Source organism: Burkholderia territorii (assembly GCF_902833055.1).
Lineage (GTDB): Bacteria > Pseudomonadota > Gammaproteobacteria > Burkholderiales > Burkholderiaceae > Burkholderia > Burkholderia territorii.
This window is the reverse complement of the sequence record NZ_CADFEJ010000006.1, coordinates 106,251-128,267: the sequence shown is the minus strand read 5'-3', so window position 1 is coordinate 128,267 and position 22,017 is coordinate 106,251. Positions and strand designations below refer to the sequence as shown.

Sequence of the window (22,017 nt, the reverse complement as noted above, 5' to 3'; positions counted from 1 at the left end):
CCGCGCCCGGGCACGGCAATGCACGCGGATCGCCGCTATGCCGGACGGCATATCCTCTGCGGGGCCGCCATCCTGTAAGCTCCGATTGAGGGTGCGCCGCGGTCTCGGCCACCATTTTTCATACCAATCACGCCTTCCGGAGACACCATGCCGCAACACCCGTCCGCGCCTGTCGTCGTCATCGCGCCCGATTCGTTCAAAGGCTCGCTTTCCGCCGAGCAGGTCGCGGACGCGATCGCCACCGGCATCCGCCGCGCCCGTCCCGACGCGGTCGTGCGCTGCTGCCCGATGGCCGACGGCGGCGAAGGCACGCTCGACGCGATGCTGGCGGGCGGCGGCACGCGGCGCGCGCTGCGGGTGGCAGGCGCGTCGCTCGCGGCACGCGATGCGGCGGTCGGCGTGATCGATGCGCGCACCGCGATCATCGAAACCGCCGAGATCGTCGGCATTACCGACCCGGTCGGCATGAGCGTGCCGGTCGACGCGCGCAGCACGCGCGGCATGGGCGAGGCGATCCGTACGCTGCTCGACGAGGGCGTGCGCCGCTTCTTCGTCGCGCTCGGCGGCAGCAGCACCAACGACGCCGGCGCAGGATTGCTCGCCGGCCTCGGCCTGCAATGCTTCGACGCGGCCGGACAGCCGGTCGAACCCGTCCCGGCGCGGCTCGCCGATATCGCGCGGATCGACGCGTCGGGCCTCGATCCGCGTCTGAAGGAAGCGGAATTCATCGGCATGTCCGACGTCGACAACCCGCTGACGGGCGCGCACGGCGCGACCGCGGTATTTGGCCCGCAGAAGGGCGTGACGCCCGTGCAGGTTGCGACCCTCGATGCCGCGCTCGGCCGTTTCGCCGACCTGCTCGAGGCCGCACTCGACCGGCACGGTCGCGATCTGGCCGGCGCCGGCGCCGCGGGCGGCCTCGGATTCGCGCTGCACATGCTCGGCGCGCAGTTCGAAGCCGGCGCGGAAGTCGTCGCGCGGCAGATCGGGCTCGATGCCGCACTCGCAGGCGCCGACTGGCTGATCACCGGCGAAGGTCGCTCCGACGTGCAGACGCTGCATGGCAAGGCGCCGTTCATCGCGTGCCGTCATGCACAGGCCGCGGGCGTGCCCGCGTCGCTGCTGTCCGGCGCGGTCGACCCGGCCGCGCTGCCGCGCCTGTCCGAACACTTTTCCGGCTGCTTTTCACCCGCCCCCGGCCCGATCACGCTCGACGTCGCGATTCGCGATGCGGCGAACCTGCTCGCGAACGAAGCCGAACAGTTGACACGGCTGAAGTACGGCGCACACTGACCGTTGACCCGAGCGCGCGATACAGGAACAATCGGGCCCGCCCTTTTTCTTCAGGATTCGACATGAAAGGCCGCCAAGCCGGGCTCGATCAGTTTCTGACCTATCGCCTCCATGCGCTCACGAAGCGATCCGACCGCGGGATCGCCGAGGTGTACCGGCACAAGCTGGACATCTCGCTGCCCGAGGCGCGCGTGATCGCCGCCGTCGGTGCCTTCGGTCCGTTTTCGATCATGGATCTCGCGCGTCATACCAACCTCGACAAGAGCCAGGCGAGCCGCGCGGCGGAAGCGCTGCTGCGCCAGGGGCTGCTCGAGCGCAGCGCGAGCGAGGAAGACGGCCGCGTCGTGCTGATCGCGCTGACCGGCGACGGCCGCGCGCTGCATCGCAAGATCATGCCGATCGTGCGCAAGTGGAATGACGGCCTGCTCGCGTGCCTGTCGGAGAGCGAGCGCCAGACGTTCGAGCGACTGCTCGACAAGGTCGTCGCGAACGCGGTCGAACGCGACGAGTGAGTCGCGCGCGGCAAGTGCGCGCGGTGGCGCGACGATGCGGCATGAATCGGGCACGTCGCGACGACTTCGCCCGCTTCAGGCGCGAGCCGCGCCCCCGCTTTCTTCAGACGAGATGACGCCCGCAGGCGCCCGCATCACGCAGGCGAAACTGCAGCGCGCGCGGCTTCCCAGCCGGGCGCCCGGGCAACTTCCCGTTACTTCTTCGCGCTTGCGCGCGTGCCGGCCACCGCCGCGACGCCCGCACCGCTATAGCCCGCTGTTCGCCGCGCGCTGACGCAACAACCCGAGCACCGCGTCGCAATACGGGGTCGGCACGTCGAGCTTGCGCCCCAGTTCCGGAAACACGCCGAGGATCGGTCCGATTTCCAGGGGCCGCCCAGCCTCGAAATCCTGCAGCATCGACGTCTTGAACGCGCCGAGCCTGCGCGTCACGGCAATCCGCTCCGGCCCGCTCATCCCCGTATCGAGACCGAGCTTCGCGCCGATCGCGGCCGCCTCCTCCATCATCCGCAACGCGAGGCCCTGCGTGAACGGATCGTCGAGCAGTTGGTCGGCGGTCGAACCCGTCAGCGCACTCAATGGATTCATGTTCATGTTGCCCCACAGCTTTGCCCAGATCTCGGTGCGGATCGCAGGCGTCGACTCGACGTCGAAGCCGCCCGCGGCGAGTGCCGCCGCGAATCGCGCGGTCGCCGCGTCGAGCCGCGAATCGGGCGAGCCGACGATCAAGCGGTTGCCGCGGCCGCGGCGCACGATACCCGACGCATCGGTGCTCGACGACAAATGCACCACGCAGCCGATCGCCTGCGCGGGCGGCAGCGCCGCCGACACCGCCCCGGCCGGATCGACCGCATCGAGCGGCACGCCGCAGAGCGGTCCCGCGAGCCCGTGCGTAAACCACCACGGCAACCCGTTCATCGCGGCGACGATCACCGTGCCGGGACCGATCAGCGGCGCGATGCGCTCAGCCAGCGCCGGCAACGCCTGCGCCTTCAGCGCGATCACCACGTAATCCTGCACGCCGAGCGCGGCTGCGTCGTCGCTTGCGCGCACCGGGACCGACGACACGGTACCCGCCTCGTCGATCACGCGCACGCCGTGCGCGTTCAGCGCATCGAGCGTCGCGCCGCGCGCGAATGCACTCACCGTCATGCCGGCCCGCGACAGCGCGGCAGCAAGCAACCCGCCGATCGCGCCGACCCCGACCACCGCCGCACGCGCCGTTCCTGAATTCGTGTCGTTCATGATGGAAATCCGTCTGACGGAAGACGACGAGCATAACGCTCAATCGTTGCGGATACAACTATCTGCGCAAACCGCTGCAGGCCGTGGTTCGCACCCGCATTCAGCGCGGCGCAACGCCCGCCGCCGCGGGGTCGTCGTCGGCCGGGCCGCGCGTCGCGCCGAGCACGCCGGCGATCTGGCTCTTGTCGTGCATGCCGAGCTTGCGGTATGCGCAGCGCAGATAGTGACGCACGGTCGTCGGCGAAATCGCCATCTGCTGTGCAACCTCCTTGTGCGAGCGGCCGGCACCGTAATAGCGGATCGCCGCCAGCTCGCGCGGACTCAGCCGGTCGAGCAGCGAGCGCGGCCGCGCCTCGATCTGGAACAGGCCCGCGACGGGCACGCACTGGATACGCAGCGCGCCGCCGACGTATGGCTGGCCCGTGTGGCGCCGCACATGCGCGACCAGCGGCTCCGGCACGCGCGGCCCCGTCCATGCCGGCCATTCGGTCCGCAGCACGTCGTCGAAACCGTGATCGGCGTGGTGCAGCACGCCGAAGTTGTCGCACAGCGCACGGGCCGTCGGCGCCACCGCATCGGCACGCTCGCGCGTGAGCTGTGCCGCGCGGTTGATCGTCAGCGCGGCCGCCAGATGCGGAATCACTTCTTCGAAGCGACTCGCGTCGTCGTCGCTGAACGGACGATTCAAGCCCTGGCGGTAGATCGACATGAACGTCGTCAGCCCGAAGCGGCGATCGAGCGTACACACGCACATCAGTTGCGCGAGCCCGTATTTCACGCACCAGTCGCGAAACCGCGCGTCGACCCCGGGCTCGACGACCGACAAGCGCACCGCGCGACCGTGCGCGCCGAGCAGCGTGCGCTGCGCGAGCGGATCGCAGTCGCGCACGCGTTTCCAGTCGCTGAAGAACGCGTGCGGAAGACGGTACAGGAAACTGTTGTGCATCACGGGACCGGTCGGCACGTGCGTCGCGACGCCGGTCCACGCGGCATCGAACGGGATGAGCCCCTGCAGCAGCGAAAAGAAGCGGCACTCGAATTCGCCGATACCCGAGCGCGCCGCCACTGCGTACAGGTCGAGCAGCATCAGGCCGAGTTCGCGTCGCGCCGCGTCGCCGCGCGTCACGCCGTCGAAGTCGGCACGGCGCGGCGGAACCGCCGGCCATGCGGACTCGTCTAGCACGATCGCGGCCGGCACGTCGCGCAGCGCATCGGGATCCTGTCCGATATCCGTCGTGGTCCTCAACTTCCACTCCCCTGCCCGATCGGGCCGCTGATGCGCGCAACGCAGACCGGCCGATTATAGCGGCCGCCTTTTTTGGCGGGCCGCGTCGCCGGAACACGCGGCAATCCCATCCATTTGAACGGTGCGCCGCCCGTTGCTGCCGCGCAGCACGCCGCGTCGCGGCGTCGCGGCATGTCCACGCCGTGCATCGCGGGTTTTCCATACCGTTCATCTGCACGACTGTTCAGCGGTTTTCCTGCTGCCGACACTGCGTCGCGACAACACCAACGACAAACGATGGACGACGGTATGGAGAACCCCACGTGACGACACCCCGCTTCATCCGCATGGCCACTGCCGCCGCGACGCTTGCCGCGTGCAGCGCCACCGCGCACGCGCAGTCGGCCCTTACGCTCTACGGCGCGCTCGACGTCGGCGTGCAGTACCTGACGCACGCCGACGGGCGCCACTCGGCCGTGCAGTTGCAGAACTACGGGATCCTGCCTTCGCAGGTCGGGATCAAGGGCCACGAGGATCTCGGCGGCGGCTGGCGAGCGCTGTTCAAGCTCGAACAGGGCCTCAACGTCAACGACGGCACCGCGACCGCGCCGGGCTACGCATTCTTCCGCGGCGCATACGTCGGCGTCGCGGGGCCCGTCGGCACCGTGACACTCGGCCGGCAGTTCAGCGTGCTGTTCGACAAGACGCTGTTTTACGACCCGCTGTGGTACGCGTCGTACAGCGGCCAGGGCGTGCTCGTACCGATGACCGCGAACTTCATCGACCACTCGATCAAGTACCAGTCTCCGACGCTGGCCGGCTTCGATGTCGAGGCCCTCGCCGCGACCGCCGGCGTCGCGGGCAATGCGCGCGCCGGGCGCGTGCTCGAACTCGGCGGCCAGTACACGAGCAACGGGCTATCGGTCAGCGCGGTGCTGCACCAGGCGCACGGCGATGCGGCGGCCGCCGACGACACGTCCGCGCGCCGCCGCGAACTCGGTACGCTCGCCGCGCGTTACGCGTTCGCGACGCTGCCGCTCACCCTCTACGCGGGCATCGAGCGCCTGACCGGCGACCTCGATGCGGCGCGCACGATCGTCTGGGGCGGCGCGCGATACCTGATACCGGGCGGAATCGGACTGAACGCAGGCGTCTACCACACCGATTCGCACACGCCCGCGATCGGCCACCCGACGCTGTTCATCGCGAGCACCACTTACGCGCTGTCGAAACGCACCGTCGCGTACGTGAACCTCGGTTCTGCGCGCAACAGCGGCCAGAGTTCGCAAACCGTCTACGAATACGACCCGACACCGCTTGCCGGCGCATCGCAGTTCGGCGCGATGGTCGGCATGTATCACCTGTTCTGATTCCCTTCAGCGAGAACCCGCCATGAAGACCCTTAGCTCCAACGCCGCGCTGCCGTCCGACGGCAGCGCGTCGAGTTTCGCGCGCTCGACGGTCGTCGCACTCGTCGTGTTCGCCGCCATTACGCCGTTGCTGCTGCTCGTCGCGCCGGCCGTCGCCGGTCAACTCGCGATGCAGCTCGGGCTGTCCGCTTCGCAGATCGGCACCTACTTCTTCGTCGAACTCGGCGCGTTCAGCCTCGCGACCGTGCCGTCGTACCTGTGGCTCGGCCGTATCGATGCGCGCCGCGTCGCTGCGTGCGCGATCGCGCTGTTCGGCGCGGGCAATCTCCTGACCGCGTTGTTGATGCCCGGCTTCGTCGCGCTGCTCGCGCTGCGCGCCGCCACCGCGCTCGGCGGCGGCTCGCTGATGGTGCTTTGCATGACCAGCGCGGCGACGAGCGAGAACAGCGATCGCGTGTACGGGCTGTGGGTCGTCGGCCAGTTGATTGCCGGCGCGATCGGGCTGTTCGTGCTGCCGCACGTGTTCGCCGCGTTCGGGCTGCGCGCGCTGTATGTCGCACTGGCCGTGCTCGCGCTGCTCGCCGCGCCGCTGTCGCGCGGCTTTCCCGCGACGCTCGGCACGCGGAACGCGTCCGCACGGGCCGCGCACGGCGCCGCGACCCGTGCGTCCCGGCGCTTCGTCGCGCTCGCGATCGGCGCGGTGCTGACCTTCTATCTCGCGATCGGCAGCGTGTGGACGTTCGCGAGCCGCGCGGCGGCGGAGGCCGGACTCGATCCGCAGTCGACGGGCAACGTGCTCGCGATCGCGAGCGTGATGGGGATCGCCGGCGCGGCGCTCGCATCGTGCGCGGGCGGCCGGCTTGCCCGGCACGCGATGCTGGCCGCCGGTTACGCGCTGCTCGCGGCGTCGCTCGTCGCACTCGCCGCGCTGCCGCATGCGAGCGGCTACAGCGCCGCGATCTTCGCGTTCAAGTTCGCGTGGACGTTCGTATTGCCGTTCATTCTCGCGACCGTCGCGCAGATCGATACGTCCGGCCGCCTGGTGGCGACGCTCAATTTCGTGATCGGCGCGGGTCTTGCGGCCGGCCCGCTCCTCGCCGGGCTGTTGCTCGATGCCGGCGGCACGATGCACGCGCTGTTCGGGGCCGCGGCAGCCGTCGCGATCGCGTCGTTTGCCGCGCTGCGCCACATCGATCGGCGCACGCGCAATTCCACGACTTCCGTTTCTTCCCAACCGTGACAGGTCAGCCTATCCATGAATCGCACCGCCTTCTTCACCGACGAACGCACCTTCTGGCACACCGGCGGCACGCACGCGCTGTTCTTCCCCGTCGGCGGCTGGGTCCAGCCGCCGTCGAGCGCCGGCTACGCCGAATCGCCCGATTCGAAGCGCCGCTTCCTGTCGCTCGTGCAGGCGTCGGGCCTGGCCCACCACCTCGACATGCGCGGCGCCGCGCCGGCCACCACCGATGATCTGCTGCGCATCCATCCGGCGAGCTATCTCGACGCGTTCCGCGCGCTCAGCAACGCGAACGGCGGCGACCTCGGCGATCTCGCGCCGTTCGGCAACGGAAGCTACGAGATCGCCGCACTGTCGGCGGGTCTCGCGATCGCGGCGGTCGACACCGTCGTGACTGAACGCGCGGCCAACGCGTTCTCGCTGTCGCGGCCGCCCGGCCATCACTGCCTGCGCGATCGCCCGATGGGCTTCTGCCTGCTCGCGAACATCCCGATCGCGATCGAGGCCGCACGCGCGAAGCATGGCATCGCCCGTGTCGCCGTGATCGACTGGGACGTGCATCACGGCAACGGCACGCAGGCGATCTACTACGACGATCCGGACACGCTGACGATCTCGCTGCATCAGGATCGCTGCTTTCCGCCCGGCTACAGCGGCGCGGACGATCGCGGCGAAGGCGCGGGCGTCGGCGCGAACCTGAACGTGCCGTTGCTCGCGGGCAGCGGCGACGATGCGTATCGCCATGCGTTCGAGCGAATCGTGCTGCCGGCGCTGGAGCGGTTCCGGCCGGAACTGATCGTCGTCGCGAGCGGCCTCGACGCGAGCGCGGTCGATCCGCTCGCACGCATGCAGCTGCATACGGACAGTTACCGGTACATGACGCGTGCGATGAAGGAGGCGGCGCAGCGCCACTGCGGCGGACGGCTCGTGATCGTCCATGAGGGCGGCTATTCGGAAGCGTACGTGCCGTTCTGCGGACTCGCGATCGTCGAGGAGCTGGCCGGCATCCGCACCGATGTCGCGGATCCGATGCTCGATCTCGCGATCGCGCAGCAGCCGGGCGAGCGGTTCGTGAGATTCCAGCGCGAGCTGCTCGACGAACTGGCCGTGTCGTTCGGCTTGTAACGCGCGTTCACCAACGATACGGGGCCGACCCTTGCGCGATCGGTGCGGATGAGGTTTCCTGTGCCTTTACACCTGCCCGGCCCCCGTTCGATGAAATCGTCTCCGCGCGACCGCGACACCAACGACAAAGACAAGGCGCGCCGCCAGCCTTCCAGGCTCGCACTGAATATCGCCGCCGTGCTGGTCGGCCTGATCACGTTCGCGATCGGCGCGGCGTGGTTGATCTATAGCTGGATCGTCGATCGCGAAGCGCAGTATTTCGCGATTCCGCTCGTGTTTTCGGTTCCGGTGATCGTCGCGGTCGCGGTGCGGAGTTTCTGGGATTAGGCTCGCTCGAGACGACGAAGCGCCGCGGTCGGAAGACGTGCGGCGCCTTTTTGTTCAACGCGTAGCGATATTGGCAATCGGCTCACGGCCGCTCACAGGCCGGCATGCCTGCACGGGTTGGGAACCGAACCCTGATATCCACCGGCGAAACCCAGCGCAGAGCCGAGAAGTGCGGTGCCGACCGATTTCAGGACGGTTTCGCCCGACAGCGGCACGCCGCTGGCGATCAGCCGGCCCGAGTAGGCCGAGCACTCCGGCGACGACACATCCGGCTGCGCGGGCCTGGCGCTCCGCGCGATGTTGTCGGCGGCCGTCGTGGCGAATGCGGGTGCGGCAAGCGCGAATGTCAGCACGGCAATCGATGCATGTGCGATGTTCTTCATGTGCGGTCCTCGGCAAGATGCGCTGCGTGCGGGCATTGTAATGAGGAATGGCACGCCGAACGCGATTCTGCCTTCCGCTTGTGCTTAACGAGCCTGTTGTATGGACGGGCGAAAACCGGGCTGCAACAAAAAAGCGCTGCGGTCGACCGACCGGCAGCGCTTTTTCTGGAACGGCCTTGGCGCGGCACGTTCGACTTCGTGGTGCGTGAGGCCGGACTCGAACCGGCACACCCTTGCGGGCGTCAGGACCTAAACCTGGTGCGTCTACCAATTTCGCCACTCACGCGCATGTCTGTCGCCTGACTGCGCGGCACGCAAGATGCGTTCTCCACGCGCCCGGGCCTTCATGCCGGCCAGAAAACCGGCACGCCCGATCAGGCGAGCGCGAGATTCTACCCGATCTGTGCAGCATTGTCTCGCCCCACCAACACCCGTCGGAGAGCGGTGCTAGAATGCCGCGCTCGACGTGCCGGCCGCGCGCCGGCGCGCGTCCCCAAACCCGCCTCCGCCACGATCCCACCCGTGAACTTCGACGATTACTGTCAGCAAAAGGCCGCCCCCGCGGGCTCCAGCGTCTATTACGCGCTGCGCCAGGCACCGCTCGCCGCCGCACCGCGCCTGACGGCGTTGTTCGCGCTGCGCCGCGAACTCGAGGAAACCGTCAAGGAAACCAGCGATCCGACCGTCGGACACACGAAGCTCGCGTGGTGGCACAAGGAACTCGCAGCACTCGCCGCCGGCGAACCGTCGCACCCGGTCACGAAGGCGCTCGCGCAGCATCACCCGGCGATCGGCGCCGAATCCGAGGCGCTGCGCACGCTCGTCAACGGTTACGGGATGGATCTCGAACAGGCACGTTACCTGGATTTCGCGAACCTGCAGCGCTACATCGCGCAAGTCGGCGGCACCTTCGCGGCGCTGGTCGCACGCGCGAGCGCCGCGAATCCGGCCGACCCGCAACCGTGGGCCGCGGATGCCGGCCGCGCGCTGATGCTCGCGCAATTCGTGCAGGAACTCGGCAACGATGCGCGCCATGGCCGCATCTATCTGCCGATCGACGAACTGCAACGCTACAACGTGACCGCCGCCGATCTGCTGAACCGCCGCTACAGTCCGGCCTTCACCGAGCTGCTGCAGTTTCAGACGGGCCGTGCACGCGAAGCGCTCACCGCCGCCGACGCGGCGATCCCGGCATCCGAACGCCGCGCACAACGCACGCTGCGTGCGCAGATCGCACTGGCCGGCGCGCTGCTCGACGAAATCGAGCGCGACGGCTATCAGGTGCTGCATCAGCGCATCGCGTTGACGCCGATCCGCAAGCTGTGGATCGCGTGGCGCGCCGCGCGCCGCCGCTGACCGACGCCGTCACGGCCTCACGCCTTCAGCAGCGGCAGCGTGTCGAAGCGCTGCTGCAGTACATGCGTCGCATCGAGCCCCCACCACGGGCCAAGCACCGTCGCATACATTTGACGAAAATCGACCGCGACCGGCAGGTTGCCGTTGCCGTCCAGACGTCCGAGTGCCGGCGCCGCGCCGTACAGCCCGCCGGCCACGCGGCCACCCATCACGAAATGCGGCGCGGCGGTACCGTGATCGGTGCCGTTACTCTGGTTCTCGCGCACGCGCCGCCCGAATTCCGCATACGTCATCACGAGCGTCTGGTTCCAGCGCCCGAGCTCGACCAGCGCGCCACGCATCGCGCTCATCCCTTCCGCGAACTGCCTGAGCAGCGCAGCCTGCTGCCCCGGCTGGTTCTGGTGCGTATCGAAGCCGTTGAGCGTGAGCCGCAACACCGCGACGCCGTCCTGCGCGCCGGGCCCCGAGGCCTCGCATGCCGCGAGCACCTGCATCGCGGTCTTCACCGACGTCCCGAACGTACCGGACGGAAAGGCCGTCCTGAACTCGCGCATCCCGCCGCGTGGGCGAAGCCGGTCGGCCGCCTTCACGATGTCGTTCTCGACGTCGATGATGTGCGCGAGCGCCGGGTTCCGTTCGCGCAGCGACGAGGGTTCGGCCAGCCGCGCCGCGCGAATGAATTGCGCCGGATTGACGAGCGCGATCGCGCGCGCGCCGTTCGCGAGCGGCCCCATCTCGGCGCTGCCGAGCACGACGCCATCCGCCGCGAAGCCGGGCGGCACCGGCGCCTGCGCGAAGGTGCGCGTGAGCCAGCCTTCGTGCAGGTACTGGTCGGAGCGCGATGCGGTATCCCAGATTTCGATCGATCGGAAATGCGACAGGTTCGGCTGCGGATAGCCGACGCCCTGCACGATCGCGACCTGGCCGTCACGCCACAGCGGCATCATCGGCGCAAGCGACGGGTGCAGCCCCGTCTGCGCATCGAGCTGCAGCACCTGGTCGCGCTTGATGCCGATGCTGCGGCGGAACTGGTAGTAGAGCGGATCCGCATACGGCACGACCGTGTTCAGTCCGTCGTTGCCGCCCTTCAGCTCGACCAGGATCAGCACGTTCGCGTAGCCGGCCGTCGGCTGCCGCCCCGCCGCGGCCATCGATGTCGCCGCCTGCGCGGGCGGCTGCCACAACGACACGCCCGCCGCAGCCGCGGCGCCCGTCAGCGTCAGAAAATCACGTCGGTTCATCGTGCATCCTTCGGTTCGCCGCGCGGCATGGCCACCGCGACAGCGCGCCTGTTCATCGTCGTTTCGTTCATTTCAGTTGATAGGCCGGGTCCATCAGCAGCGCCTCGAGATACGCGCTGCCGGTCGAGTCCGTATCGATCGCCGCGACCGGCGACACCGGCAGCACCGCATGCTGCAGTTGAAGCTCGGTCGACAATCCGGCGATCGCCTGCGGCCGCGCACGATACTGCGCAAGCCAGCGTTCGAGGTCGAACCGCATGCCGCCGCGCGCGGGCCGCGCCGGCGCACCGCGCACGCCGGCAACCGACGCGGGAGCAGCGACCGGCATCGCTTGCGCGCGTGCATTCGGCACCGGCTGCGCGATCGCATGCGCGGGCGCCCGCATGCCGGCGGTCTCGGTCGCGCGAAACAACTGCTCGACGAACTGCTTGCGCGCAAGCAGCGTGGTGCTGTTGATCCACATCGCGCCGCCCGGCCAGCCCTTCACGTTCGGCGGATAGAACAGGTTCTGCCCGAGCGTGCGCACGGTGTTCGCGAGCATCTGCGGATCGCCGTACGCGACGTCGAACAGCCGCACCGACCCGACGACGAACTCGACCGGCGATTTCACGAGCACGCCGCGATTGCGCGGATCCCAGAATGCGTCGGTCGACCAGAGCGCGGCGAGCGCCGCACGTATGTCGTAGCCGCTCGCGCGAAACCGTTCGGCGACGATATCGAGCGCGCCGGCGTCCGGCGTATCGGACACGAACTCGCGCCACAATTTGCCGGCGATGAAGCGCGCGGTATCGGGCCGCTTCAACAGAATGTCGAGAAAGCCGTCGCCGTCGAACGCGCCCGTCTCGCCGAGTATCGTCTTGTCGCCCGCGTCGTGCCATTCGGGCCGCACGACGAATCGCAACGTATCGGGATCGACGCTCCAGCCCGTCATCGCGCGTGCGGCCTCGGTCACGTCGCGCTGCGTGTAGCGCCCTTCGCCGAGCGTGAACAGCTCCATCACCTCGCGCGCGAAGTTCTCGTTCGGGCGCCCCTTGCGGTTGCTCGCGCCGTCGAGATACTGAAGCATCGCCGGATCCTTCGCGACCGCATGCAGCAGCGTGCCGAAGTTGCCGAGCGCCTCGCGGCGCAACAGCGCGTTCTGCGCGGCCATCGTCTGCGGATACGGAACCTTGTCCTGTCCGGAGGTGAAGTGCCCGTGCCAGAACAGCGTCATGCGCTCGGTGAGCGGCGACGGCGTCATGACCATCTCGTTGACCCACGCCGCGCGCAACGCATCGTAGCGGCGATCGCGTTCGCGCTGCTCGTCGCGCCGCATGTCGGGCGTGAGCGCCTGTCGCTGTGCGCGGGTCGGCGGCGATTCGGCCAGCCAGTCGGGCCAGCTCGTCACGGGGTCGCGGCGCACGTTGCCCAGCGTATCGGCCACGACCTGTGCGCGCGTCATCCCGACGATGCGGGCGACTTCGGCCGGTGCGGGAGAAAAGCCGGTGCGGCTCAGGAAGAACAGCGCATCGTCGGCGTCGAGCGGCGCCTGCATCGCGGGCGATGCCGGAGCGGCAGCGTTCGCTTTCATCGTCGTGGACTCCCGGAACGCACCGGCGGTGCGGATGCCGGTACAACGGCAGCAGGCATCCGAAAGTTGACGGAAAAATTGCTACGGAATCTTTCCATGCCGCGCGAACGCGCGTGCGGCTCAGCGCTTGTACAGCTCGCGGACGGCGTCCTCGATGTGCTGGCGCAACAGGTGGCGCTCCTCGGGCGTCATGTGCCCGTCGCGGCGGCGCTGCTCGAGATCGGGAGGCACGGCGGAACGGGCCGCCGTGTCGGCGGCGCGATCGGACTGCGGCGCCTTGCCGCGCTGCATCTTGCGCGACGAGGCGCCCGGCTCGGGGCGCTGCGCATACGCGAAGTTCGACGCATATGGACCGGCAAGTGCGATCGTCAGCATCAGTGCAATCCGGGCAGATCGCATGACCGTCCTCGCTTCTTTGGTCGATTTGTTCCCTTCGTCACGCGGCAACCGGTTACCTCTGGTACTTGAAAAACCCTGCGGAATTCGGGCGTACAAAGATGAAAGATGGAGTGCAGGGGAGTATCTACCGAATTTCGGCTTCGAGTAAAGGAATCTCTATAGCCTGCCTTTACTCCGCGCGACACTACGGGTAAATTTTGTAACGGACTGTAACGCGCGAAAATTCGCGAGCGTGCGTGATTTCCCATTCGCGATAAGATGCCGCTCATGGAAACGAAAAACCCCTCCAAGATTCTCGTCGTCGACGACGACCCGCGCCTGCGCGATCTGCTGCGCCGCTATCTCGGCGAGCAGGGTTTCAACGTATACGTCGCCGAAAACGCGACCGCGATGAACAAGCTCTGGGTGCGCGAGCGCTTCGACCTGCTCGTGCTCGACCTGATGCTGCCGGGCGAGGACGGCCTGTCGATCTGCCGCCGCCTGCGCGGCAGCAACGACCGCACGCCGATCATCATGCTCACCGCGAAGGGCGAGGACGTCGATCGCATCGTCGGCCTCGAGATGGGCGCCGACGACTACCTGCCGAAGCCGTTCAATCCGCGCGAGCTCGTCGCGCGCATTCACGCGGTGCTGCGCCGCCAGGCACCGGCCGAACTGCCGGGCGCGCCGTCGGAAACCACCGAGGTGTTCGAGTTCGGCGAGTTCTCGCTGAACCTCGCGACGCGCACGCTGACGAAGTCGGGCCAGGAAATTCCGCTGACGACCGGCGAGTTCTCGGTGCTGAAGGTGTTCGCACGCCATCCGCGCCAGCCGCTGTCGCGCGAAAAGCTGATGGAGCTCGCGCGCGGCCGTGAATACGAAGTGTTCGACCGCAGCCTCGACGTGCAGATTTCACGTCTGCGCAAGCTGATCGAGCCGGACCCGGGCAGCCCGCGTTTCATCCAGACCGTCTGGGGCCTCGGCTACGTGTTCATCCCGGACGGCGCTGCCTGATCTTTTTCCCTTGCGGTTTCGTCCGCCCACGGCCCGTCCCATGCGTATCGACCGGCGCCTCCTGCAGCTCGCGTTCGGCGGGCTGTTCTGGCGCACCTTCCTGCTGATCGCGCTGCTGATCTCGGTCAGTCTCGCCGCGTGGTTCCAGAGCTTTCGCGTGATCGAGCGCGAGCCGCGCGCGCAGCGCGTCGCGCTCCAGCTCGTCGCGATCGTGAAGCTCACGCGCACCGCCCTGCTCTATTCCGATCCCGACTTGCGGCGTGCGCTGCTGCAGGATCTCGAAAGCAACGAGGGCGTGCGCGTGTACCCGCGCGAAAAGACCGACAAGTTCAAGCTGCAGCCCGACGAATCGCTGAACCGCCTGATCGAACACGACATCCGCAGCCGCCTCGGCGACGATACCGTGATCGCGCAGTCGGTCAACGACATCCCGGGCGTGTGGATCAGTTTCAAGATCGATGACGACGACTACTGGGTCGCGCTCGATCGCGACCAGCTCGACAGCGTCACCGGCCTGCAATGGGCCGGCTGGGGCCTGTTCGCGCTCGCGCTGTCGCTATTCGGTTCCGCGTTCATCACGAGCCTCGTGAACCGGCCGTTCTCGCGGCTCGCGCTCGCCGCGCGCCAGGTCGGTTCCGGCCAGGCGCCCGACCCGCTGCCCGAGCGCGGGATGGGCGTCGCGGCCGAAACCAATCGCAGCTTCAACCAGATGGTGCGCGACCTCGAGCAGCTCGAGGCCGATCGCGCGCTGATGCTCGCCGGCATCTCGCACGACCTGCGCACGCCGCTCGCGCGGCTGCGGCTCGAAACCGAGATGAGCCCGTCCGATCAGGCGACCAAGGACGCGATGGTCGACGACATCGAACAGATGGATCGCATCATCGCGGCCTTCATCGATTACGCGCGTCCGAGCCAGCGCAAGCCGGAGCCGGTCGACCTGTCGTCGATCGCGCACGAAGTCGCCGCGCGCGTGGCCGGCGAGGACGGTGTGCAGATCCGCACGCGGCTTGCGCCGAGCGCCGTGATCGAAGCAGACGAAACCGACATGCGCCGCGTGATCGGCAATCTCGTCGAGAACGCGCGCAAGTACGGCCAGAGCCGCGACGACGGCGTGTCGCGCATCACGCTCGAGACGCGCGTGACGCACGCGCGCGTCGAATTGTCGGTGAGCGACGAGGGCCCCGGCATCCCCGAGGATCAGCTGCCGCTCGTGATGCGGCCGTTCTACCGCGTCGACACGGCGCGCACCAAGGCGGACGGCACCGGGCTCGGCATGGCGATCGTGCTGCGCCTCGTCGGCCGCTATCGCGGCGCGCTGCGCCTGCGCAACCGCAGCCCCGAAGCGGGCCTCGAAGTCACGCTCGAATTCCCCGGCGCCGGCAAGGCGCGTGCGACGGCGTGACGCGTTCGCGCACGCTTCTTGCGCGTCACACTATCGGCGCGGTTGAAAAAAACTATGGGAATCATTAGTCAGAAACTATTGAAGCGCCTTGTTAATAGTGTTATAGTCGAGCTCATGCTGTCACATCAGCGTTGCAGCACCGAGGTAGCTTGACTCAGTCTTCTTCCCAACTCACACAGGAGTATCCGCATGAAAACCGTGGGCGATAAACTCGAAGCATTCACCGTCGTAGCCGCGAAGCCGGGCTTCAACAATCACGAGGAAAACGGCCAGTCGGCGTTCGAGACCGTCACCGAAGCGTCGTTCCCGGGCAAGTGGAAGATCATCTACTTCTATCCGAAGGATTTCACGTTCGTGTGCCCGACGGAAATCGTCGAGTTCGCGAAGCTGGCGAAGCAATTCGAAGAGCGCGACGCCGTCCTGCTCGGCGGCAGCTCGGACAACGAATTCGTGAAGCTCGCATGGCGCCGTGAGCACAAGGATCTCGACAAGCTGAACCACTACTCGTTCGGCGACGTCAAGGGCGAGCTGATCGACCAGCTCGGCGTGCGCGACAAGGAAGCCGGCGTGGCCCTGCGCGCAACGTTCATCGTCGATCCGGACAACACGATCCAGCACGTTTCGGTGAACAACCTGAACGTCGGCCGTAGCCCGGAAGAAGTCCTGCGCATTCTGGACGGCCTGCAAACGGACGAACTGTGCCCGTGCAACCGCGCAGTCGGCGGCGCAACGCTGTAAGCGCATCGATGCACGAAGCCCGCGGCGCACGTCCTGCCTGCGGGCTTTTTTAACGGCCAACCCATAGGAGATATCAATGGAATTCATCGACTCGATTAAGGCACGCATCCCCGACTACGCGAAGGACATTCGCCTGAACCTCGACGGCACGATCTCGCGCTCGTCGCTCGAAGGCAACGATGCAGTCGGCGTCGCGCTGGCGGCGGCGGTCGCGGCGAAGAGCACCGTGCTCGTGAAGACGATCCGCGAAGCCGGCGTGCTGTCGCCCGAAGAGACGAACGCCGCGCTGACGGCAGCCGCGCTGATGGGGATGAACAACACCTGGTATCCGTATGTCGAGATGGCCGACGACGCCGACCTGAAGACCCAGCGTGCCGAGCTGCGGATGGGCGCGTATGCGTCCCACGGCGGCGTCGACAAGCGCCGGTTCGAGATGTATGCGCTCGCCGCATCGATCGTCGGCAAGTGCCACTTCTGCGTGAAGTCGCACTATGCGCTGCTGAAGAACGAGCAGGGCATGACGACGACGCAGCTGCGCGATGTCGGCCGCATCGCGTCGGTGATCAATGCCGCCGCGCAAGTGATCGCCGCCGAAGGCGAATAAGCGGCACCGCGGTGCGGCGATCACGCGCGCACCGCCTCGCACCGCAAAACGAAAATGCCACGCAAGCGCGTGGCATTTTTTCATTCCGGCGGCGCAACGGCGCGCCGCCCGGACCGGCTTCAGGCGCTCACGCGCCCTGCTTCACCAGCAACGCGGCGGCCTGCGCCTCGATGCCCTCGCCGCGGCCGAGATAGCCGAGCTTCTCGTTGGTCTTCGCCTTCACGTTCACGCGCTCGAGCGGCAGCCCGAGATCGGCCGCGATGTTCGCGCGCATGCCGTCGATGTGCGGCGCGAGCTTCGGCGCCTGCGCGATCACCGTGCTGTCGACGTTCTGGATCGTGAAGCCGGCCGCCGTCACGCGGGCAACGCACTCGCGCAGCAGCACGCGGCTGTCCGCGCCCTTGAACGCCGCGTCGGTGTCGGAGAAATGACGGCCGATGTCGCCCAGCGCGGCCGCACCGAACAGCGCGTCGGTGATCGCGTGCAGCAGCACGTCCGCGTCCGAATGACCGAGCAGGCCACGCTCGTACGGAATCGTCACGCCGCCGATGATGAGGGGGCGCCCCGGGACGAGCTGATGCACGTCGTAGCCTTGTCCGATTCTGAAATCCATGCGTATTCCGGTTGAGATGAGGTGAAAGTCAGGAAGCGTTCGCGGGGCGCGCGAGGATCGCTTCCGCGAGCGCGAAATCTTCCGGGTACGTGACCTTGAAGTTGCGCAGGCTGCCCTGCACGACGCGCGGCGTATGGCCGGCCCACTCGATCGCGCTGGCCTCGTCGGTCAGGTCGTGCCCTTCGCGCTGCGCGCGCAGGATCGCGTCGCGCAGCATGCCGATGCGGAACATCTGCGGCGTCTGCGCCTGCCACAGCGCGTCGCGCGATTCGGTGCGCGCGATCGCGTCGCCGCCGGCCGGCACGCGCTTGAGCGTATCGGCCACCGGCAGCGCGACGATCCCGCCGACCGGGTCGTCCTTCAGCGTCGCGACCAGCGTGCGGATCAGCTCGGGCGTGATGCCCGGGCGGGCAGCGTCGTGCACCAGCACCCAGTCGTGGTCGGTCGCGCCGAATTCGCCCAGCTCGAGCAGGCCGTTGAGCACCGACGCCTGCCGCGAGCCGCCGCCGCAGCGGCGCACCGCGAAACGCAGGCCCGCGAAGCGGCGCGCGTCGAAATGCGTGTCGTCGGGCGCGAGCACGACGAGCGTCTGCGCGAATTCGCTGCATGCGTCGAACGCGGCGAGCGTGTAATGCAGGAGCGCGCGGCCGGCCAGCGTGCGGTATTGCTTCGGCACGGCCGAACCGGAACGGCTGCCCGTGCCGGCGCAAGGAATCAGGGCGAAAAGTCGGGGAGTCACGAAGGGGAAACGCCGGAAAGATGAAATCGAGAAGCGGATTTTATAATAGGTCTTTCGTCTCGACCGGCGCACCGCGATGCGCCCGTGCCCGCCACCCCTGCCGTCCCTATGCCAGACAACGCTTCCACCCCGTTCGCCTCGCCCGTCGCCCGCGTCAAACCGGGCCAGCGGTTCGCCTTCGACGGTACGCACGGCTCCGCCGACGCGCTCGTCATCGCCCGCTATCTCGCCGACAACCGCGACGCGGTCCCGCTCCTCGCGGTGATCTGCGCGAATGCGGTCGACGCGCAGCGGCTGTCGCAGGAACTCCGCTACTTCTCGCCCGATGCGCGCGTGCGTCTGCTGCCGGACTGGGAAACGCTGCCGTACGACACGTTCTCGCCGCACCAGGATCTCGTCTCCGAGCGCCTCGCGACGCTGCACGACCTCGGCGAGGGCCGCTGCGACATCCTGCTGGTGCCCGCGACCACCGCGCTGTACCGGATGCCGCCCGCGTCGTTCATGGCCGCGTACACGTTCGCGTTCGCGCAGGGCGAGCGGCTCGACGAAGCGAAGCTGAAGGCGCAGCTCACGCTGGCCGGCTACGAGCACGTGAGCCAGGTCGTGCGGCCCGGCGAATACTGCGTGCGCGGCTCGCTGATCGACCTGTACCCGATGGGCTCGCCGCTGCCCTACCGGATCGACCTGTTCGACGACCAGGTCGACTCGATTCGTGCGTTCGATCCCGATACGCAGCGCAGCCTCTACCCGGTGCGCGACGTGCGCCTGCTGCCGGGCCGCGAATTTCCGTTCGACGAAGCCGCGCGCACGGCGTTCCGCAGCCGCTGGCGCGAAACCTTCGAAGGCGACCCGAGCCGCGCGCCGATCTACAAGGACATCGGCAACGGCGTGCCGTCAGCGGGCATCGAGTATTACCTGCCGCTCTTCTTCGACGAGACGGCCACGCTGTTCCACTACCTGCCGCAGGATGCGCACCTCGTGTTCGCCGGCGATCTCGAAGCGTCGATCCGCCGCTTCACGGCCGATACGAAGCAGCGTCACGCGTTCCTCGCGCACGATCGCGAGCGGCCGATCCTCGAGCCGCAGCGCCTGTTCCTGTCCGACGAGGATTTCTTCGCATTCGCGAAGCCGTTCGCGCGCGTCGTGCTGCCCGCGCAGCCGGCCGGCGGCTGGGCGACGGGCCTGCCCGAGCTCACCGTCGATCGCCATGCCGACGATCCGCTCGCCGCGCTGCGCACGTTCGTCGAATCGTCCGGCAAGCGCGTGCTGCTGACGGTCGAATCGGCTGGCCGCCGCGAAACGATCCTGCAACTGCTTGCCGAGCATCACCTGCGCCCCGCGTCGAACGACCACTTCGCAGGCTGGCTCGAAAGCGACGCGCCCTTCGCGCTCGGCGTCGCGCCGCTCGCGAGCGGCTTCGCGGTGCCGGGCGAAGGCTACGCGATCGTCACCGAAACCGAGCTGTACGGCGCGCTCGGCCGCCGTGCCGGGCGCCGCCGCCAGGAACAGGCGAGCAACGTCGATGCGATGGTGCGCGACCTGTCGGAGCTGAAGGTGGGCGACCCGGTCGTGCACGCGCAACACGGCATCGGCCGCTACATGGGCCTCGTGTCGATGGATCTCGGCGAGGGCGAGACCGAGTTCCTGCATCTCGAATACGCGGGCGACAGCAAGCTCTACGTGCCGGTCGCGCAATTGCACGTGATCTCGCGCTACAGCGGCGCCGATCCCGACAGCGCGCCGCTGCATGCGCTCGGCTCCGGCCAGTGGGAGCGCGCGAAGCGCAAGGCCGCGCAGCAGATCCGCGACACGGCCGCCGAGCTGCTGAACCTGTACGCGCGCCGCGCGGCCCGCGAAGGCCATGCGTTCGCGCTGGAACCGCGCGACTACGTGAAGTTCGCGGAAAGCTTCGGCTTCGAGGAAACCCCCGACCAGGCCGCGGCGATCGCGGCCGTGATCGGCGACATGACGAGCGGCAAGCCGATGGACCGTCTCGTGTGCGGCGACGTCGGCTTCGGCAAGACCGAGGTCGCGCTGCGCGCGGCGTTCATCGCGGTGATGGGCGGCAAGCAGGTTGCGCTGCTGTCGCCGACCACGCTGCTCGCCGAGCAGCATACGCAGACCTTCGCCGACCGTTTCGCGGACTGGCCGGTGCGCATCGTCGAGCTGTCGCGCTTCAAGACCACGAAGGAAGTGAACGCGGCGATCGCGCAGATCAACGAAGGCAGCGTCGACATCGTGATCGGCACGCACAAGCTGCTGTCGTCGGACGTGCAGTTCAAGCGCCTGGGCCTCGTGATCATCGACGAGGAGCATCGCTTCGGCGTGCGCCAGAAGGAAGCGCTGAAGGCGCTGCGCGCGGAAGTCGACGTGCTGACGCTGACCGCGACGCCGATCCCGCGCACGCTCGGCATGGCGCTCGAGGGGCTGCGCGACTTCTCGGTGATCGCCACCGCGCCGCAAAAGCGGCTCGCGATCAAGACCTTCGTGCGGCGCGAGGAAGAAAGCGTGATCCGCGAGGCGATGCTGCGCGAACTGAAGCGCGGCGGCCAGGTGTACTTCCTGCACAACGAGGTCGAGACGATCGAGAACCGCAAGGCGATGCTCGAGGAACTCGTGCCCGAGGCGCGCATCGTGATCGCGCACGGCCAGATGCACGAGCGCGAACTCGAACGCGTGATGCGTGATTTCGTCGCGCAGCGCGCGAACGTGCTGCTGTGCACGACCATCATCGAGACCGGCATCGACGTGCCGAGCGCGAACACGATCATCATGCATCGCGCGGACAAGTTCGGCCTCGCGCAGCTGCATCAGTTGCGCGGCCGCGTCGGCCGTTCGCACCACCAGGCGTATGCGTACCTGCTGGTCCACGACCCGCAGTCGCTGACCAAGCAGGCGCAACGCCGGCTCGAGGCGATCCAGCAGATGGAGGAACTCGGTTCGGGCTTCTATCTCGCGATGCACGACCTCGAGATCCGCGGCACCGGCGAGGTGCTCGGCGACAAGCAGTCGGGCGAGATCCACGAGATCGGCTTCCAGCTTTACACCGACATGCTGAACGACGCGGTGAAGGCGCTGAAGAACGGCAAGGAGCCCGACCTCACCGCCCCGCTCGCCGCGACGACGGAGATCAACCTGCATGCGCCCGCGATCCTGCCGGCCGATTACTGCGCGGACGTGCAGGAGCGGTTGTCGCTGTACAAGCGCCTCGCGAACTGCGAGCACGGCGACGCGATCGACGGCATCCAGGAAGAGCTGATCGACCGCTTCGGCAAGCTGCCGCCGCAGGCGCACGCGCTCGTCGAGACGCACCGGCTGCGGCTCGCCGCGAAGCCGCTCGGCATCGTCAAGATCGACGCGAGCGAGGCCGCGATCGGGCTGCAGTTCGAGCCGAACCCGCCGATCGATCCGATGCGGATCATCGAGATGGTGCAGAAACACCGGCACATAAAGCTCGCGGGCCAGGACAAGCTGCGCATCGAGACGCGCTCGCCCGACCTGGCGATCCGCGTGTCGACGATCAAGGAGACGCTGCGCGCACTCGCGCCGCGCGCCGACGCGGCGAGCGCGGCACGTTGACCGCACGGCCGCGATGTTGCACCGCATCGCGGCCGACGAAGGCGGGCGAACGCGTTTTTGAGT

The 22,017-nt window shown here is 68.0% G+C and carries 20 protein-coding genes and 1 tRNA gene; 12 read left to right on the top strand and 9 right to left on the bottom strand.

Going from position 1 to position 22,017, the window contains the following annotated elements; all coding sequences use genetic code 11:
- Positions 1 to 147 precede the first annotated feature (147 nt).
- Positions 148 to 1,293, top strand: a complete 1,146-nt coding sequence (locus tag HW466_RS14295; protein WP_174905737.1) for a glycerate kinase — start codon at positions 148 to 150, stop codon at positions 1,291 to 1,293.
- Positions 1,294 to 1,355: 62 nt separating this feature from the next.
- Positions 1,356 to 1,805, top strand: coding sequence for a MarR family winged helix-turn-helix transcriptional regulator (locus HW466_RS14290; RefSeq protein WP_151006054.1), 450 nt, complete (start codon positions 1,356 to 1,358; stop codon positions 1,803 to 1,805).
- A 246-nt stretch (positions 1,806 to 2,051) separates the two neighbouring features.
- Here HW466_RS14290 and HW466_RS14285 read toward each other — a convergent pair whose 3' ends face one another.
- Together HW466_RS14285 and HW466_RS14280 are read right to left on the bottom strand one after the other, a co-directional pair.
- A complete protein-coding gene (locus tag HW466_RS14285; RefSeq protein WP_151006055.1) occupies positions 2,052 to 3,050 on the bottom strand; it encodes a 2-dehydropantoate 2-reductase in 999 nt (332 codons plus the stop codon).
- Between the two features lie 100 nt (positions 3,051 to 3,150).
- Positions 3,151 to 4,296: a helix-turn-helix transcriptional regulator gene (locus tag HW466_RS14280; RefSeq protein ID WP_060119474.1), complete on the bottom strand. Its 1,146-nt coding sequence runs from the start codon at positions 4,294 to 4,296 to the stop codon at positions 3,151 to 3,153.
- Positions 4,297 to 4,622: 326 nt separating this feature from the next.
- On the opposite strand from HW466_RS14280, the gene HW466_RS14275 reads away from it, so the two are divergent.
- From HW466_RS14275 to HW466_RS14260, 4 genes are all read left to right on the top strand, one after another.
- A complete protein-coding gene (locus tag HW466_RS14275) occupies positions 4,623 to 5,645 on the top strand; it encodes a porin (RefSeq protein ID WP_239005809.1) in 1,023 nt (340 codons plus the stop codon).
- Positions 5,646 to 5,667: 22 nt separating this feature from the next.
- Positions 5,668 to 6,885 carry an MFS transporter gene (locus tag HW466_RS14270; RefSeq protein WP_174905738.1) on the top strand — a complete coding sequence of 406 codons (1,218 nt, stop codon included), beginning with the start codon at positions 5,668 to 5,670 and terminating at the stop codon, positions 6,883 to 6,885.
- A gap of 15 nt (positions 6,886 to 6,900) precedes the next feature.
- Positions 6,901 to 8,010 (top strand): class II histone deacetylase, encoded by a 1,110-nt coding sequence (locus HW466_RS14265; protein ID WP_059806729.1) that lies wholly within the window; start codon positions 6,901 to 6,903, stop codon positions 8,008 to 8,010.
- Between the two features lie 90 nt (positions 8,011 to 8,100).
- Positions 8,101 to 8,337: a hypothetical protein gene (locus tag HW466_RS14260; protein ID WP_059449964.1), complete on the top strand. Its 237-nt coding sequence runs from the start codon at positions 8,101 to 8,103 to the stop codon at positions 8,335 to 8,337.
- Positions 8,338 to 8,429: 92 nt separating this feature from the next.
- Here HW466_RS14260 and HW466_RS14255 read toward each other — a convergent pair whose 3' ends face one another.
- A complete protein-coding gene (locus HW466_RS14255) occupies positions 8,430 to 8,720 on the bottom strand; it encodes a hypothetical protein (protein ID WP_059503210.1) in 291 nt (96 codons plus the stop codon).
- Positions 8,721 to 8,919: 199 nt separating this feature from the next.
- Positions 8,920 to 9,006 (bottom strand) — tRNA-Leu (locus tag HW466_RS14250).
- 236 nt (positions 9,007 to 9,242) lie between these two features.
- Here HW466_RS14250 and hpnD point away from each other — a divergent pair.
- The gene (hpnD, locus tag HW466_RS14245; RefSeq protein ID WP_059846018.1) at positions 9,243 to 10,076 is read left to right on the top strand and encodes a presqualene diphosphate synthase HpnD; all 834 of its coding nucleotides are present in this window, start codon (positions 9,243 to 9,245) and stop codon (positions 10,074 to 10,076) included.
- Between the two features lie 17 nt (positions 10,077 to 10,093).
- Here the strand turns inward: hpnD and HW466_RS14240 are convergent, their stop codons facing one another.
- From HW466_RS14240 to HW466_RS14230, 3 genes are all read right to left on the bottom strand, one after another.
- On the bottom strand, positions 10,094 to 11,317 hold the full coding sequence (locus HW466_RS14240; RefSeq protein WP_174905739.1) for a DUF1501 domain-containing protein: 1,224 nt from the start codon (positions 11,315 to 11,317) through the stop codon (positions 10,094 to 10,096).
- 67 nt (positions 11,318 to 11,384) lie between these two features.
- The gene (locus tag HW466_RS14235) at positions 11,385 to 12,887 is read right to left on the bottom strand and encodes a DUF1800 domain-containing protein (RefSeq protein ID WP_174905740.1); all 1,503 of its coding nucleotides are present in this window, start codon (positions 12,885 to 12,887) and stop codon (positions 11,385 to 11,387) included.
- Between the two features lie 120 nt (positions 12,888 to 13,007).
- Positions 13,008 to 13,286, bottom strand: a complete 279-nt coding sequence (locus HW466_RS14230) for a hypothetical protein (RefSeq protein ID WP_059449969.1) — start codon at positions 13,284 to 13,286, stop codon at positions 13,008 to 13,010.
- 258 nt (positions 13,287 to 13,544) lie between these two features.
- Between HW466_RS14230 and ompR the strand changes: the two genes are divergently transcribed.
- The 4 genes from ompR (at position 13,545) to HW466_RS14210 (ending at position 17,023) form a co-directional block, all read left to right on the top strand.
- Complete coding sequence (gene ompR / locus HW466_RS14225) at positions 13,545 to 14,279, top strand: osmolarity response regulator transcription factor OmpR (protein ID WP_004192636.1); 735 nt, start codon at positions 13,545 to 13,547, stop codon at positions 14,277 to 14,279.
- A 40-nt stretch (positions 14,280 to 14,319) separates the two neighbouring features.
- Positions 14,320 to 15,681 carry an ATP-binding protein gene (locus HW466_RS14220; RefSeq protein ID WP_059449970.1) on the top strand — a complete coding sequence of 454 codons (1,362 nt, stop codon included), beginning with the start codon at positions 14,320 to 14,322 and terminating at the stop codon, positions 15,679 to 15,681.
- 189 nt (positions 15,682 to 15,870) lie between these two features.
- A complete protein-coding gene (locus HW466_RS14215) occupies positions 15,871 to 16,419 on the top strand; it encodes a peroxiredoxin (protein ID WP_009691824.1) in 549 nt (182 codons plus the stop codon).
- A gap of 76 nt (positions 16,420 to 16,495) precedes the next feature.
- A complete protein-coding gene (locus HW466_RS14210) occupies positions 16,496 to 17,023 on the top strand; it encodes a carboxymuconolactone decarboxylase family protein (RefSeq protein WP_059503217.1) in 528 nt (175 codons plus the stop codon).
- Between the two features lie 127 nt (positions 17,024 to 17,150).
- Here the strand turns inward: HW466_RS14210 and ispF are convergent, their stop codons facing one another.
- Positions 17,151 to 17,636: a 2-C-methyl-D-erythritol 2,4-cyclodiphosphate synthase gene (ispF, locus tag HW466_RS14205; protein ID WP_059449972.1), complete on the bottom strand. Its 486-nt coding sequence runs from the start codon at positions 17,634 to 17,636 to the stop codon at positions 17,151 to 17,153.
- Between the two features lie 28 nt (positions 17,637 to 17,664).
- Positions 17,665 to 18,375, bottom strand: coding sequence for a 2-C-methyl-D-erythritol 4-phosphate cytidylyltransferase (ispD, locus tag HW466_RS14200; RefSeq protein WP_059503221.1), 711 nt, complete (start codon positions 18,373 to 18,375; stop codon positions 17,665 to 17,667).
- 108 nt (positions 18,376 to 18,483) lie between these two features.
- Between ispD and mfd the strand changes: the two genes are divergently transcribed.
- Complete coding sequence (mfd, locus tag HW466_RS14195; RefSeq protein ID WP_151003956.1) at positions 18,484 to 21,954, top strand: transcription-repair coupling factor; 3,471 nt, start codon at positions 18,484 to 18,486, stop codon at positions 21,952 to 21,954.
- Positions 21,955 to 22,017: the final 63 nt, after the last annotated feature.